Source organism: Methylobacterium sp. PvP105 (assembly GCF_017876975.1).
Classification (GTDB): Bacteria; Pseudomonadota; Alphaproteobacteria; order Rhizobiales; family Beijerinckiaceae; genus Methylobacterium; species Methylobacterium radiotolerans.
Window position 1 is genome coordinate 5,076,458 of record NZ_JAGIPA010000001.1, and the last position, 14,710, is coordinate 5,091,167.

Sequence of the window (14,710 nt, forward strand, 5' to 3'; positions counted from 1 at the left end):
ACGCCGAACACAATCCCTTTTCTACGCACAGCATCGACCTCAGTATCTTGCATTAATACAATATATTAATCCTTGCGGACTCATTATGCACCACAAAAGCTCATCATTCCCGGCATTTGACTCACAAAACAACAGATGTCAACCTTACGTTCCTAGGTTATGCATCATAGAACATCGCGCTATAAAAAACATTCACAACCGCGGAACAAATATAACTCCTATTTAATATATTGACGACGATCATGGAACAACTACTGAATTTATCGAGGAGATATGGTAATCGGGCAGATCCGCCGCCTCGCGCGCGGGCGACACCGCGTCGGTCGCGTTTCAGAGCAGCACAAGCTGCGAGCCGGGCTTGCGGAACGCGTCGCGGTTCAGATCCATCCGTCCGAAGGCGAAGCCGAGACGGGTGCCGGCGAGTCGGACCCGCTGGCCGATCATCGCCGCGTAGGCCCCCTCCCCGCGGAAGCGGTGGCCGAAGCGCGGGTCGTTCTCGCGCCCGCCCCGGGCGTCCCGCAGGAGTGCGAAGGTCCGCGCCCGGCGCTCCGGATAGTGCTCGGCGAACCAGTCGGCCACGAGGTCGGCGACTTCGCCGGGGAGGCGCAGCAGCGCGTGGCCGATGCGGCTCGCCCCGTGCGCGCGCGCCTCGGCCAGGATCGACTCGATCTCGTGATCGGTCAGGCCGGGGATGATCGGCGAGACGTTGACCATGACGGGCACTCCCGCCGCGCTCAGCGCCCGCATCGCCGCGAGCCGCTTGTCCGGCCGCGGCGCCCGCGGGTCGAGGCGGCGGGCGAGGTCCGGATCCAGCGTCGGCAGCGAGATCGCCGCCAGCACGAGGTCGTCCGCCGCCATCTCGGCCAGAAGGTCGAGGTCGCGCAGCACGAGGTCCGACTTGGTGGTGATGCTGACGGGATGGCGGGCCTCTCGCAGCACCTCCAGCACCCCGCGGGTGAGCCGGTGCTCCCGCTCGACCGGCTGATAGGGATCCGTGGCGGTGCCGAGGGCGATCGTCTCTGGCCGGTAGCCCGGCGCGGCGATCTCGCGGGCGAGGAGCCGGGCGGCGTCCGGCTTGGTGAAGATCCGCGACTCGAAATCGAGCCCCGGCGAAAGGCCGAGCCAGGCATGGGTGGGGCGCGCGTAGCAGTAGATGCAGCCGTGCTCGCAGCCCCGGTACGGGTTGATCGACCGATCGAACGGGATGTCGGGCGAGCCGTTGCGCGCGATGATCCGGGCGGACCGCTCCGGCGTGACCTGCGTGCGCAGGGGCGCCGGAGGGTCCGCCGTCCAGGTCCCGTCGTGGAACGCCTCGCGCCGGGCAGATTCGTACCGGCCGGTCGGGTTGGCCGTCGCGCCGCGCCCGCGCCGGGCGGCCGGATCCGCGGCGCTCGGGCCGAGTCGCGTCACGGTCCCGGACGCGGTTCCGTCGCGCGTGTCCACCATCCCGACTCGCCCCACTCCGGAAACCGATCGGAACATACAACGAACAAACCGCCGGCGATCGCCTCTTTTTCAGGCAAATCCGGCTCCGTGGCCCGTCCGGGCAGCGGCGCGTCCGCGCGGAGACGGCAGGGCAGTTTACGGCGCCGCAGAATCGTCTATGCGCGCGCTCATGCTCTCCGCCGTGACCTATCTGGCCGACCCGGCCGAGCCGGACGCGATCGATCGCCTGGCCGACACGCTCAGCGTGCTCGTCTCCGGCGTGGCCGGCGGCCTCGTCGGCGACGCGGTGATCGTCGCGGGCCGCGAGAGCGAGGCCGTGGCGGCCGTCGCGGAGGCCACGGGTGCGACCCTCGTGCTGCACCGGGGCGGCAATCCCTACGCGGCGGGCGCCGTCGCGGCCCGGCGGGACTGGATCCTGTGCCTGGAGGCGGGCGACGTCCCGGCCGAGGGCTGGATCCGCACCCTCGACCGCTTCGTCGGGACGGCGCGGCCGGAGACGGCGCTCGGCCGCCTGCACCGCCCGGCCGGGGGTTGGCTCGGCCGCCTCGTCAGGCGCACGGAGACCGTCGCCGGCGCCCGGCAGGCCCGGGCCGGCGACGTCGTCCGGCGCGAGGCCCTGCGGGCCGAGGGCGCGTTCGCGGGCCGCCTCAAGGTCAGGCCGCTGATCGCCCGGATCGAGCGCGCCTGACCGGAAGAATCGCGACCGTGCGAATCTTGCGCCGGCTCACGTTGTTGTCGGTCGATCTGCCGCTACAACTCTGGAAGCGCGGCAGAAACGGCGCCGCCTCCGGCCGTGTCGACGCGCGCTGAATCTCCCCGACTTGGAAGGATGGTGCCATGGATTCGTCGGGCCTGATGGGGCGGAAGTCGGTCGACGACATCGTCGAGAGCGGCGAGGGCGAGCAGCAGCTCTCGAAGTCGCTCGGCGCCCTCTCGATCACCGCGATGGGTATCGGGGCGATCATCGGCGCCGGCATCTTCGTCCTCACCGGCACCGCCGCGGCCCAGTATGCCGGGCCGGGGATCATGCTGTCCTTCGTGCTCGGCGGCATCGCCTGCGCCTTCGTCGGCCTCTGCTACTCCGAGATGGCCGCGCTGATCCCGGTCGCCGGCTCGAGCTACACCTACACCTACGCGACGCTCGGCGAGTTCTTCGCGTGGCTGATCGGCTGGGACCTGATCCTCGAATACGCCATGGGCGCCGCCACCGTGGCGGTCGGCTGGTCGGGCTACATGACCAGCATCCTCAAGAGTGTCGGCATCGTGATCCCCGCGCAGTTCGCCAACGCGCCGGGCACGCCGATCGAGGGCGGCGGGACCGCCCTGTTCAACCTGCCGGCCGTGCTGATCGTGGCGCTGATCACGATCCTGCTGATGCGGGGCACGAAGGAATCGGCGCGCTTCAACAACGTCATGGTCGCGGTGAAGCTCACCGTCGTGATCGCCTTCATCGTTCTCGGCTGGAGCCATGTGAACGCCGCCAACTGGAGCCCGCTGATCCCCGAGAACGACGGGACCTTCGGACATTTCGGCACCAGCGGCGTCCTGCGCGGCGCGGGCGTGGTGTTTTTCGCGTTCATCGGCTTCGACGCGGTCTCGACCGCCGCCCAGGAGGCGCGCAGACCCCAGAAGGACATGCCGATCGGCATCCTGGGCTCGCTGGCGGTCTGCACGATCCTGTACGTGCTCGTCGCCGCCGTGCTCACCGGGCTCGTGCCCTACAAGGAGCTGAACGTCCCGGACCCGATCGCCAAGGGCGTCGACATGATCGGCATCGGCTGGTTCGCCCTCCTGATCAAGCTCGGGGCGCTGACCGGGCTGACCACGGTGATCCTCGTCCTGCTCTACGGCCAGAGCCGGATCTTCTTCACCATGGCCCAGGACGGCCTGCTGCCGAAGATGTTCTCCCACGTCCACCCGACCTACCAGACGCCGTATCGCAGCCAGGCGCTCATCGGGGCCGCGGTCGCCGTGGTGGCGGCCCTGGTGCCGATCCACATCCTCGGCGAGATGGTCAGCATCGGCACGCTCGCCGCCTTCATCCTCGTCTGCGGCTCGGTGCTCTACCTGCGGCGCGCCGAGCGCCACATGAAGCGGCCGTTCCGGGCGCCCGCCGTGCCGGTCGTGCCGATCCTGGGCATCCTGTCCTGCCTGCTCCTGATGATCGGCCTGCCCCTCGACACGTGGCTGCGGCTGGTGATCTGGATGGCGATCGGCCTCGTCGTGTACTTCTTCTACGGCCGCAAGCACTCTGTCCTGCGCCGCAAGGAGGGGAATCTGGCCTAGCGCCGCCTCACACGGTGAGGCTCGCGCCGCGCCGCAGGTGCTCGTCGAGGCGCGGCATGATCTCGACGAAGTTGCAGGGCCGGTGCCGGTAGTCGAGCTGCTGGGCCAGGATCCCGTCCCAGGCGTCGCGGCAGGCGCCGGGCGAGCCCGGCAGCACGAACACGTAGGTCGCCCGCGCGACCCCCGCGGTGGCGCGGGATTGCAGGGTCGAGGTGCCGATCTTGTCGTACGAGATCCGGTGGAACACGGCCGAGAAGCCGTCCATGCGCTTCTCGAACAGCGGCTCCAGCGCCTCGGGGGTGACGTCGCGGCCGGTGAAGCCGGTCCCGCCGGTGGTGATCACCACGTCGACGCCGGGATCGCGCAGCCACGCCTCCACCCGCTCGCGGATCGCCGGGATCTCGTCCGGAACGATGGACCGGGCCGCCAGACTGTGCCCCGCCTCGGTGAGGCGCTGGGTCAGGGTGTCGCCCGAGCGGTCGTCCTCCGGACGGCGCGTGTCGGAGACGGTCAGGACCGCGATGTTCAGGGGAATGAAGCGGCGGGCGTCGGTCTGATCGGCCATCGTGCGGGCTCTCCGGTGCGGGAGACCGATATGGGCCCGGCGGGACCGCTTGTCGCCCCCGGGGGCCGCCGCGCCCGCGCCCCCCCCGCGCCCCCCTTGCGGCCCGCCGCAAACTCGGCTGTGCTCGTCCGGCCCCGTCGGAGATCGCTCACCCATGCACATGTACGGCAACTGGCGCTCGGCCGCGGCTTTCCGGGTGCGGATCGCCCTGAAGCTGAAGGGCATCGCGTACGAGGAGACCTTCATCGACCTCGACGCGGGCGACCAGCACAAGCCGGAGTTCCGCAGGATCAACCCGCAGGGCGCGGTGCCGGCGCTGTTCGACGGCGACGGCCCGCCGCTCACCCAGTCGCTGGCGATCCTCGACTACCTGGAGGAGACGCGGGACGGCGTCCGCCTGCTGCCCGAGGAGCCCCGGGCGCGGGCCCGGGCCCGCTCGCTGGCGCAGGTGGTCGCGTGCGACACCCACCCGCTCTACGTGCCCCGGGTGCGCACCTTCCTGATGGAGCATTACGGCCTGCCACGGGAGCGCATGCTGGACTTCCTCCGCAACGCCTTCGAGACCGGCCTCCGGACCCTGGAGACGCGCCTCGCCACCGAGCCGGGAACGGGCCGGTTCTGCCAGGGCGATTCGGTGAGTCACGCCGACCTCTGCCTAGTCAGCCTCTGGGTCGGGACGGGCATCTTCGGCATCGACACGGCGGCCTACCCGACGGTCGCGCGAATCGCCGAGGCCTGCCTCGCCCTGCCGGCGGTCGCGGAGGCACACCCGCTGCGCCAGCCGGGCGCCCCGCAGGGGTGACCGGGCTCCGCGCGCCGCCCGCCCGGTGCGCGACGTCGCACTCGTGACCGGGGGTCGCGGCCGGCGATGTGGTATTCGGCAACCCAGGCCGTGTAAGGAGGCCGGCGACTGATCCCGGTCCGGGGGGAGAAAGAGTGTCGATGGCATCCGTCGAGAACGAGTCGGGCCTTCATCGCGTCGTGGTGGTCGGCGGCGGCGCCGCCGGACTGCAGCTGGTCACGAAGCTCGGCGACAAGCTCGGGCGCGGCAAGCGCGCGCACGTCACCCTCGTGGACCGCGCCCGGACGCATATCTGGAAGCCGCTGCTCCACGAGGTGGCGGCCGGCAGCCTCGACGTCGGCCACCACGCGGTGGATTACCTGCACCACGCCCACATGCACGGCTTCCGCTACCGGATCGGGCGGATGACCGGGCTCGACCGGGAGGCGCGCACGATCCAGCTCGCCGCGAGCTACGACGCGGAAGGGCGCGAGGTCACGCCCGAGCGCGCCGTCCCCTACGACACGCTGGTGATGGCGGTGGGCTCCACCACCAACGATTTCGGCACGCCGGGCGTCGCCGAGCACGCCATCGCCCTCGACACCCAGGACCAGGCGGTGCGCTTCCACCAGCGTCTGGTGAACGCCTCTCTGCGGGCGCACACGCAGGCCGGCCCGGTCCGGCCCGGGCAGCTCCACGTCACGGTGATCGGCGCGGGCGCGACCGGGACGGAGCTCGCCGCCGAGCTGCACCGGACCCTGCGCCACGTCGTCTCCACCGGGCTCGACAAGATCGACCCGGGCAAGGACATCCGCATCACCCTGGTCGAGGCCGCCGACCGGATCCTGCCGGCGGTGCCGCAGCGCCTCTCGGCGGAGGTGATGCAGCTCCTCAGCAAGATCGGCGTCGACGTGCGCGTGAAGGCGCGGGTCACCGAGGTGCGCGCTGACGGCGTGCAGCTCGCCGACGGCACCTTCATCCCGTCCGAGCTGGTCGTCTGGGCGGCGGGCGTGAAGGCGCCGCCCTTCCTGCAGGGCATCGGCGGCCTGGAGACGACGCGGACCAACCAGCTGGTGGTGACGCCGACGCTGCAGACGACCCGCGATCCCGACATCTTCGCCATCGGCGACTGCGCCTACCTGGTGGAGGCCGGATCCGACACGCCGGTGCCGCCGCGCGCGCAGGCGGCCCACCAGCAGGCGAGCCACCTGATCGGCCAGATCCAGGCGAAGATCGACGGCAAGCCGCTGAAGCCGTTCCGGTACAAGGATTTCGGCTCGCTGGTCTCCCTCGGCGAGTACTCGACCGTGGGCAGCCTGATGGGCTTCGTCCGCGGCAAGAACATGCTCATCGCCGGTCTGTTCGCCCGGATGATGTACCGCTCGCTCTACAAGATGCACGAGCGGGCGCTGCACGGCACGGCCAAGACCGCCCTCGACACCCTGGCCCGCGCGCTCACCCGGCGCACCGAGCCGCGGGTGAAGCTGCACTGACCGTCGCCGTACGAACCGAGGACGGGCGCCCGGATCGACCGGGCGCGCCACAGGAAGGAAACACCATGATCCTGGTAAGCGTGATGTACCCGGCCGGCCCGAGCTTCGACATGGGCTACTATCTCGGCCACCACATGCCGCTGGTGCGCGAGCGCTGGTCGTCCCTCGGCCTCCACGACGCGAAGGTCGTCAAGGGCGCCGGCACGCCGGACGGCGGCGCCGCCCCGTTCCAGGTGATGGCCCTGCTCACCTTCGAATCGGTCGACGCCTTCAAGAAGGCCGTGGCCGCCCACGGCGAGGAGATCTTCGCCGACATCCCGAACTTCACCTCGGCGCAGGCCCAGGTCCAGCTCAACGACTTCGCGGAGAACCCGTGATCGACATCGTCAAGGCGGTGCAGGAGGCCGATCCGAGCCTCGGCACCTACGTGGTCGTGCTGCGCACCGACGCCCGGGCCCTCGACGGCCCGGAGCGCTTCACGCCGGAGGCGCAGGCCTGGATCGCCGAGAAGGCACCCGGCGGCCGGCTCGCCCGGGTGCGCGTCCTGCTGGCGCCCTATCCGGGCGCGGAGCCGGCCGCGCGCGAGGTCACCGTGGCGGCCTTCGCCGACGCGCGGGAGCTCGCCGCCTTCGCGACGACCTGGACCGGCGACCCGCTGCCCGAGACCGACGCGGCGGAAGGCCCCTGAGAGCGGTGCGGCGCCGGCGGGCGCCGCACCGGGTCAGGCCGCGCGCAGCTGCCGGATGGCGCGGAGCGCGGTCGCTCGCTGGATCTCCAGGCGCCGGATCAGCGGCATCAGGTCGGCGCCGGCGTGGGCGGCGGCCTCCACCTCGCGGCAGAGGCTCGACAGCCCGACGAAGCCCAGGAGCCCGGCCGCCGCCACCAGGGCGTGCGCGTCGTGGGCGATCTGCAGGCGGTCGGTCTCGCTCGGCCGGAACCGTTCGGACAGCTCGTTGGCCAGGAGATCGAGCAGCGCCCCGACGCGGTCGGCCCCGAAGCTCGCCTCCATCTCGGTCAGCACAGCCGCGTCGAGCACCGCCGAATCCACCTGCGGCAGGCGGCGCGGCTCCTCGGCCCGCGCCGGCCGCCGCGCGCCCGGCGCCGTCCAGCGGCTGATCGTGGCGAAGAGGTCGGCCCGCCGGAACGGCTTGCCGACGTAATCGTCCATCCCGGCCTCGCGCAGCTCCTCGATCTGCGACGGCAGGACGTTGGCGGTCATGGCGACGATCGGGATGTCGCAGGCGGGCGGCGCCAGGGCGCGGATGCGGCGCGTGGCCGTGAGCCCGTCGACGCGGGGCATCTGGACGTCCATCAGCACGAGATCGTAGGCCCGGCCGGCCGCGACGGACGACCCGACGGCCGTGATCGCCTCGGCGCCGTCTCCGGCCACGTCCACCGCGTAGCCCTGGGATTCGAGCACCGCGCAGGCGAGCTCCTGGTTGAGCGGCACGTCCTCGACGAGCAGCAGCCGCAGCGGCGCCCCCCGGGCATCCCCGTCCGCCGGAGCCGCGGCCGGCGGCGGCCGCGGCGGCGCACCCGCGTCGGCCGCGGCGCCCGAGGCCGCGGCGCCCTGCTCGGCGCGGGGCAGCACCAGCCGGAACCAGAAGGTCGAGCCCGCCCCCTCGCGGCTCTCGACCCCGATCTCGCCGCCCATGAGCGTCACGAGGTGCCGGGAGATCGCGAGGCCGAGGCCGGTGCCGCCGAAGCGCCGGCTGATCGAGCCGTCGACCTGGCTGAACCGCTTGAACAGCCGGTCCTGCTGCGCCGGCGCGATGCCGATGCCGGTATCGACCACCGAGAACCGGACCGTGTCGCCGGGCCGCCCGCCGGGCGCGCCGCCGGCGTCCTCCCGCTCCACGATCACCGTGACCGAGCCCTCGGGCGTGAACTTCACGGCGTTGTTCAGCAGGTTGAGCAGCACCTGACGCAGGCGCCCGGCATCGCCGACCACGAAGGTCGGCAGGGCCGGGTCGATCCGGGCCTCGATGGCGAGGCCGCTGCGGAGCGCGCTGCCCCGCACGATCGAGACCGTGCCGTCGACGATCGAGACCAGCGGGAAGGTGACCGGATCCAGGGTCAGCTCGCCCGCCTCGATCTTCGAGAAGTCGAGGATGTCGTTGACGACCGTCAGCAGGGCCGCGCCGGAGCTCTGGATCAGCTCCAGGCGGCGCCGGTCCTCGTTCTGGATCGCGTCGCCGTCGAGGAGCAGATCGGCGTAGCCCAGGATGCCGTTCAGCGGGGTGCGGATCTCGTGGCTCATGGCGGCGAGGAACTCGCTCTTGGCCGCGCTCGCCCGCTCCGCCTCGGTGCGGGCCGCCTCGGCGTCCCGCGTGGCGGTGCGCAGGGCCGCCTCGACCGCCTTGCGCTCGGTGATGTCGAGATGGAGGCCGACCATGCGCTGCGGCTGGCCGTCGGCTCCGGAGAGCGTCCGGCCCCGCGCGTAGAGCCAGCGCGCGCCGACCCGGAACTCGGCCGCGTAGGGGGTGCCGGACTCGACCGCCCGCCGGATCTCGGTCCAGACATCGGCCACGTCGTCGGGATCGATCAGCGCCGTCCACGCGGACGCCGAGATCGTGTGGGCACCGCCGGTATCCGGCAGACCGTGCATCCGCGCGCTTTCCGGGCTGAGGACGGCGAGCCCCGTGCGCATGTCCCAGTCCCAGGTGCCGGCCTCAGCGGCGTCGAGGGCGATGTCCAGCAGGCCGCGGGCCTCCTCGACGGCGAGCCGCGCCGTGACGATGTCGTCGACGTCGAGCGCGGTACCGAGCCACTCCGCCACCGCGCCGTCCGCCGGATCGAGGCGGATCGGGATCAGCGAGAGCTTGTGCCACCGGTAGACGCCGTCGTGACGGCGGATCCGCCACTGGCCGCTGTATCCCGTGCCGGTCTCGACGGCCCGGATCCAGGCCGCTTCCATGGCGGCGGCATCCTCCGGGTGATTCCGGACGAGGCGCTCCGCGCGCTCGGGCCCGATCGGCCCGTAATAGGCCTGGAACTGCGCGTTCACGTAGGTCGCCTGGCCGTCCCCGACCCGCATGGTCCAGACGAGGAGCGGCAGAGCCTCGGCGAGGCCCCGGTAGCGCAGCTCGCTGCGGCGCACCTCGTCCTCGGCGCGCCGGCGCTCGGTCACGTCGATCAGCACGCCGAAGAGGCCGGCGCTCGCCCCCTCCCCCCGGGCCATGCCGCGCACGACGACGTCGCGGAGTTCGCCGTCCGGCCGCAGCAGCCGGGCCTCGAAATCGAACCGGGTCCGACGGGCGACCGCGTCGGCGACGATCGCCTCCAGCCGGGCACGGTCGTCGGGATGGTAGATCTCCGCGAAGACGTCGAGGTGCGGCGGCGGGGTCGCGGGGTCGCGGCCCGCGATGGCGTAGAGGCTGGCCGACCAGACCGGCTGCCCGTCCCCGAGCTCGATGCGCCAGTTCCCGACGCTGGCGAGCTGCTCGGCCATGGTGAGCTGGTGGTTCGCCGCCTCCTGGGCGCGGGCCCGCGCGTTGATCTCCCGGTGCTGCTCCCGGATGACCGCCTCGCGGATCGCCGCCTGCGCGATCTCCCGGTCGCGCCGGACATTGGCCTCCGTGAGGCGCAGATGCGCCACGACGACCTCGGCGAGGTCGCGGAGGGCAGCCGCGTCCTCGGGGGAGAAATCGAAGCGGGGCCGGGGATCGGCGAGGCAGAGGGTCCCGATCCGGAGGCCCGGCTGGAGACTCAGCGCGATGCCCGCGTAGAACCGGATCCCGCCCGGTGCGGCGGCGATGGTCAGGTCGCGGAAGCGCGCGTCGAGCCGGGCATCGGGGACCACCACGAGGGCGTCGCTGCGGATCGTGTGCTGGCAGAAGGTCTCCGCCCGCCGCAGCGTGGTCGGCACCTCCGCGCAGGGGGTCTTGAGCCACTGATGCGTGTCGTCGAGGAAGGCCACGAACGCGGTGCGCACACCGAACAGGCGGCGGGCCGTCCGGCAGACGGCCTCGAAATGCGGCTCGGACGGGGTCCCGAGGATCGCGAGGGCCTCGAGGGCCGCGAGCCGGTCGCGCTCGCTGTCCGGCTGTGTGTTCACGTACCGTCTCCGGGTGCCGATCGGCAGCTCGGCCGCCACCGAGCGATGCCGCGCCTAGCGCCGCGTTTCAAGCGCGCCCGCCTGCGGCGGCGTGCCCGCGCGCAACCGCGCGGCCTCCAGCGCCCAGACCATGCCCAGCATCATGTAGACGTGGCGCCACTTCTCGATGTCGATCTGGACCGCCTGCAGGAAGAACATCAGCAGCGCCGGCCAGACGATCTGGGCGTGCGCCCGGACCGGCGACGGCCGGGCCAGGAGCCGGAACCCGACGAGGCCGGTCGCCGCCACGAGGCCGATGAACACCGCGCCCCCGAGCCAGCCGCCGTTGGCGAAGGAGCCGATGTAGGAGTTGTGCGGTTCGAGCCCGAAGGTCAGCCGCCAGTGCATCGGCCCCATCCCGAACGGCCGCTCCAGCAGCATGGCGAAGCCGCGGATCTGGTTGCCGAAGCGCCCGGTCTCGCCCTGGTCGTAGTCCTGGGTCAGCGCCGCCCGGGTCTCGAACATCTTGTGGACGTGGTCGACCGAGAGCAGCCCGATCACCGCGGCGGTGCCGAGGACGAGGGTCGCGAGGGTCAGGAGCACGATGCGGCGGCGCAGGCGCGGGGAGGCGCTGCCGGCATAGATCGATCCCACCATCAGGAGCACCGCGACGACGCTCCCGCCCCAGGACCCGCGCGAGAACGACAGGAAGATGCCGGCCACGATGACCAGCAGGCCGGCGAGGGACACGAGCGGCCGGCGGGTGGAGCCGGTGAGCAGGCCGTGCATCAGGTAGAGGGCGCCCAGCGTCAGGAACGAGCCGAAGACGTTCGGGTCCTGGAAGGTGCCCGAGGCCCGGTCGTACTTGTAGAACAGGTCCTCGATCCCGAGCCATTGCAGGTAGCCGACGATGCCCAGCGCCGCCGAGAACACGCAGCTCGCCGTGTAGGCCTTGAGCGCCAGCTCCATCCGGGCGTGCGTGTCGTCCGCGAAGAACATGGCGAAGAAGATGCAGGTGATCGAGAGGTAGATCAGCTGCACGGTCCAGGTGACCGGGAAGTCCTCGTTCAGGTACGGCAGCAGCGCGGTGACGATGGCCGCGAGGTAGAGCAGGAGGAGCGCCACCAGGGGCACCGCCCCGCGGTGCAGCCGCACGCCGAGGCAGAGCCAGAGCAGGATCGTGGGGATCGCGACCGCGTCGTAGGGGGAGGTTTCCGAGAAGGCGAAGCAGGCGAAGAAGATGAACGCCGCGAACAGCGCCTTGGCCAGCCCCTCGACGGCCGCGATGAGCGGGACTCCGCCCACCGACCCGGACGGGACCGGGCCTGCGGGCGCTGCGGTGTGGGCCATGGATACGCGGGCTCCGCGGGCCGGTTACGCTGGCCCGCGCCGTCGGTGATGCCATCCAAACGTTGAGAATCGCCTTCCCGGCGCGCCGCGCCCCTCGGCGGCGCACCGCCGGTTCAGGCGCGGCAGGCCTCGAAGCCCTCCTTGATCGCCGCCGGATCGAGGTTGCGGCCGATGAACACCACCCGCGAGACCCGCTCCTCGTCCTTGCCCCAGTCGCCCTGCACGTCGCCGTCGAGGATCATGTGCACGCCCTGGAAGACGAAGCGCTTCGGCTCGTCCGGGAAGGCCACGATCCCCTTGCACCGCAGGATGTCCGGCCCCTGCGACTGGGTCAGGTTCGAGATCCACGGCATGAACTTGTCCGGGTCGACCGCGCCCTCGATCTTCGCCGAGACCGAGCGGATGTCGGAATCGTGGTGGTGGTGGTGACCCGCCTCCAGGAAGTCGGGCTCGACGTCGAGGATGCGGTCGAGGTCGAAGGCGTTGCGCTCGAGCACGGCGTCGAGGGGCACCGCGCAGTTCTGCGTCCGGTGGAGCTTGGCCAGCGGGTTGATCGTGCGGATCTCGGCCTCGACGCGGTCGAGGTCGGCCGGGGAGACGAGGTCGCTCTTGTTGAGCAGGATCACGTCCGCGAAGGCGATCTGGTTCTTCGCCTCGGGCGCGTCCTTCAGGCGGTCGGACAGCCACTTGGCGTCGGCCACCGTCACCACGGCGTCGAGGCGGGCGGCCTCGCCGACATCCTGGTCGACGAAGAAGGTCTGCGCCACGGGGGCCGGGTCGGCGAGCCCGGTGGTCTCGACGATGATCGCGTCGAACTTGCCCCGGCGCTTGACCAGCCCGTCCATGATCCGGATCAGGTCGCCGCGCACCGTGCAGCAGACGCAGCCGTTGTTCATCTCGAACACCTCCTCGTCCGCGCCGACGACGAGGTCGTTGTCGATGCCGATCTCGCCGAACTCGTTGACGATCACGGCGTAGCGCTTGCCGTGGTTCTCGGTGAGGATCCGGTTGAGGAGCGTGGTCTTGCCCGCGCCGAGATAGCCGGTGAGCACGGTGACCGGGATCTTGCCGGCGGCTGAACCGGGAGCGGCCGGGACGGAAGCGTTGCTCGTATCGGACATGACGGGTTCTTCGGTGGCAGGTGCGGGATCGCGCGGGCCTGGACCCGCGAGCGTTGTCATATTGTAACAAATCCCGTCAAAGGAAGACGGGGCCACACGGTTTCGCGACCGGGGCGCCGGATCGATTGCCTGTCTGACAAGCTTTGCTCTAGGCACGCGGGACCGCCGGAATCTTCCCGCGGCGCGCCATAGAAAAGCACCAGCGACCGCATTGATGTAGGCGTCGCCCGGTCACGAATCGTACTCTCGTCACGCAGCCCGGACTCTCGGCCCGGACCTAGAAGATCATCCGCATGGACGCCCGAAATCCGCTGGACCAGGACGAGGCCGTCACCGTGCCCGCGCGCGGGCGCCGGTGGCCCGGCCTGCTGGTCGCCGTCGTGCTGCTCGCGCTCGCCCTCGGCGCCGCCTTCGCGTTTCCCGACCGGACCCGCGAGACCGTCGCGCACCTCGTCGCGGCGGTGACCGGGCTGTTCGCCCCGGGCAACCCCGACCCGGGCATCGACGTCGAGAAGGCCGGTCCGGTGGAGCGGGTGTTCCGGCCGTCCAAGGAGCAGCGCGCCGCCTTCGAGATCCTGCCGGTCGCCAACCTCGTGTTCCGGCCCGAGGGCACGGCCGAGGGACGCATCGCCCTCAACGAGGACGACAACGTCCCGGTGGTCTCGCCCTATGCCGGCCGGGTGACGAAGGTCCTGGTCCGCGCCGGCGACGACGTGAAGGCCGGCGACGTGCTGCTGACGCTCGAGGCCACCGACATGGTCCAGGCGCAGAACGACTATCAGGCGGCCGTGAACAACCTCCAGAAGCAGCAGGCGCTCCTGAAGCTCGACCAGACCATCGCGCAGCGCCAGCAGGAGCTGTTCCAGGCCCACGCGACGGCGCTGAAGGACTACCAGTCGGCGCAGAACGACGTCATCGCCGCCCAGAGCGACCTGAAGACCGCCGAGGGCGCCCTCGACGCGGTGAAGAGCCGCCTGCGCCTGTTGGGCAAGACCGACGCCGAGATCGCCGCCTTCGAGAAGAAGGGCACGATGAGCGCCGAGACGCAGATCCGGGCGCCGATCGCCGGCACGATCGTCCAGCGCAAGGTCGGCATCGGACAGTACCTCTCCGCCTCCAGCGACCCGGTCTTCGTGATCGGCGACCTGTCGACGGTCTGGCTCGTGGCCAACGTCCGCGAGAGCGAGATCCCGAAGATCCGCATCGGCCAGGAGGTCGAGGCGAAGGTGGCGGGCTTCGGCGCGCGGGTGTTCAAGGCCCGGGTGAACTACATGGCCTCCAGCCTCGACCCGGCGACGCGGCGGCTCGCCGTGCGCAGCGAGGTCGACAACCCGGACCGGGTGCTGCGGCCGGAGATGTTCGCCACCTACACGATCATCACCGGCAAGGGCGAGCCGAGCCCGAGCGTGCCGGTGGCCGCCATCGTGTACGAGGGCGACCGCACCCACGTCTGGGTGGCCCGGCCGGACGGCGCCGTGGAGGCGCGCGACATCAAGCTCGGCCTGATCAACGGCGACAACGCCCAGGTCGTGCAGGGCCTGCGCGCGGGCGAGCAGGTCGTCACCCGGGGGGCCCTGTTCATCGACCGGGCGGCCACCGGCGACAAGGCGTCCTGAGCGGGGATCCGGTCCG

General features: G+C 71.3%; 12 protein-coding genes. 7 read left to right on the forward strand and 5 right to left on the reverse strand.

Going from position 1 to position 14,710, the window contains the following annotated elements; all coding sequences use genetic code 11:
* Positions 1-330 precede the first annotated feature (330 nt).
* Positions 331-1,446, reverse strand: a complete 1,116-nt coding sequence (locus J3A75_RS24775) for a PA0069 family radical SAM protein (RefSeq protein WP_070999996.1) — start codon at positions 1,444-1,446, stop codon at positions 331-333.
* Between the two features lie 157 nt (positions 1,447-1,603).
* On the opposite strand from J3A75_RS24775, the gene J3A75_RS24780 reads away from it, so the two are divergent.
* Both J3A75_RS24780 and J3A75_RS24785 read left to right on the forward strand, forming a co-directional pair.
* Complete coding sequence (locus J3A75_RS24780; protein WP_012320611.1) at positions 1,604-2,134, forward strand: hypothetical protein; 531 nt, start codon at positions 1,604-1,606, stop codon at positions 2,132-2,134.
* A 149-nt stretch (positions 2,135-2,283) separates the two neighbouring features.
* Positions 2,284-3,732 (forward strand): amino acid permease, encoded by a 1,449-nt coding sequence (locus J3A75_RS24785; protein WP_070999997.1) that lies wholly within the window; start codon positions 2,284-2,286, stop codon positions 3,730-3,732.
* Positions 3,733-3,739: 7 nt separating this feature from the next.
* On the opposite strand, the gene moaB is transcribed toward J3A75_RS24785, so the two are convergent.
* Positions 3,740-4,297, reverse strand: coding sequence for a molybdenum cofactor biosynthesis protein B (gene moaB, locus J3A75_RS24790; RefSeq protein ID WP_012320613.1), 558 nt, complete (start codon positions 4,295-4,297; stop codon positions 3,740-3,742).
* 154 nt (positions 4,298-4,451) lie between these two features.
* Between moaB and maiA the strand changes: the two genes are divergently transcribed.
* The 4 genes from maiA to J3A75_RS24810 all read left to right on the forward strand — a co-directional run bounded on the left by maiA (position 4,452) and on the right by J3A75_RS24810 (position 7,259).
* Entirely contained in the window at positions 4,452-5,099 is a 648-nt protein-coding gene (gene maiA, locus J3A75_RS24795) for a maleylacetoacetate isomerase (protein WP_029359836.1), read from the forward strand.
* Positions 5,100-5,239: 140 nt separating this feature from the next.
* On the forward strand, positions 5,240-6,571 hold the full coding sequence (locus tag J3A75_RS24800; protein WP_024829176.1) for an NAD(P)/FAD-dependent oxidoreductase: 1,332 nt from the start codon (positions 5,240-5,242) through the stop codon (positions 6,569-6,571).
* Between the two features lie 65 nt (positions 6,572-6,636).
* The gene (locus J3A75_RS24805; RefSeq protein WP_012320616.1) at positions 6,637-6,948 is read left to right on the forward strand and encodes an EthD family reductase; all 312 of its coding nucleotides are present in this window, start codon (positions 6,637-6,639) and stop codon (positions 6,946-6,948) included.
* The gene (locus J3A75_RS24810; protein ID WP_024829175.1) at positions 6,945-7,259 is read left to right on the forward strand and encodes a hypothetical protein; all 315 of its coding nucleotides are present in this window, start codon (positions 6,945-6,947) and stop codon (positions 7,257-7,259) included. The genes J3A75_RS24805 and J3A75_RS24810 overlap by 4 nt, the downstream gene beginning before the upstream one ends.
* 33 nt (positions 7,260-7,292) lie before the next feature.
* Here the strand turns inward: J3A75_RS24810 and J3A75_RS24815 are convergent, their stop codons facing one another.
* The 3 genes from J3A75_RS24815 to J3A75_RS24825 all read right to left on the reverse strand — a co-directional run bounded on the left by J3A75_RS24815 (position 7,293) and on the right by J3A75_RS24825 (position 13,078).
* Positions 7,293-10,628, reverse strand: a complete 3,336-nt coding sequence (locus tag J3A75_RS24815; protein ID WP_071000722.1) for a GAF domain-containing hybrid sensor histidine kinase/response regulator — start codon at positions 10,626-10,628, stop codon at positions 7,293-7,295.
* Positions 10,629-10,682: 54 nt separating this feature from the next.
* The gene (locus J3A75_RS24820; RefSeq protein WP_070999998.1) at positions 10,683-11,957 is read right to left on the reverse strand and encodes an O-antigen ligase family protein; all 1,275 of its coding nucleotides are present in this window, start codon (positions 11,955-11,957) and stop codon (positions 10,683-10,685) included.
* A gap of 113 nt (positions 11,958-12,070) precedes the next feature.
* A complete protein-coding gene (locus J3A75_RS24825; RefSeq protein WP_012320620.1) occupies positions 12,071-13,078 on the reverse strand; it encodes a CobW family GTP-binding protein in 1,008 nt (335 codons plus the stop codon).
* A 293-nt stretch (positions 13,079-13,371) separates the two neighbouring features.
* Here J3A75_RS24825 and J3A75_RS24830 point away from each other — a divergent pair, with 293 nt between their 5' ends.
* On the forward strand, positions 13,372-14,694 hold the full coding sequence (locus J3A75_RS24830) for an efflux RND transporter periplasmic adaptor subunit (RefSeq protein ID WP_012320621.1): 1,323 nt from the start codon (positions 13,372-13,374) through the stop codon (positions 14,692-14,694).
* Positions 14,695-14,710 lie beyond the last annotated feature (16 nt).